The sequence below is a fragment of the Bacillus sp. GbtcB10 genome (assembly GCF_019091365.1).
GTDB lineage: Bacteria > Bacillota > Bacilli > Bacillales > Bacillaceae > Bacillus > Bacillus altitudinis.
The window spans coordinates 1-320 of the sequence record NZ_JAGXJP010000056.1; the positions used below are offsets into that span (position 1 = coordinate 1).

The window sequence follows — 320 nt, forward strand, 5'->3', positions numbered from 1 at the left end:
AATCTACCCAGTACTCTTTATGATTACTGTAATGTAATTGCATTTGAATTGTTTTATGTCCTCCTAATCGTGCAACCTCAACAGGACTATATCCTTGCATCATCAAAGACATGAATGCGATGTGCCTAGTATCATTCGGTCGAAGGTGATATTCTTGTTCTACTTTAAAATCATATACTTGTTCTATCGTTCTATAAAATCTAGGAATTAATGTTTCCAAATTTCTTCTGTTAAATTGTTTTGTATTCTTTTGAATGTACCCACGAACACTGTCTTTCACACTCATAATCGAAAGATATGAGATTAAAGTATCTGTTTTA

1 protein-coding gene is annotated in these 320 nt (G+C 32.2%); it reads right to left on the reverse strand.

The annotated features are described in order from the left end of the window. Positions 1-320: tyrosine-type recombinase/integrase (locus KVT11_RS19635; protein WP_217609125.1), on the reverse strand; the 320-nt coding region annotated here is incomplete at both ends.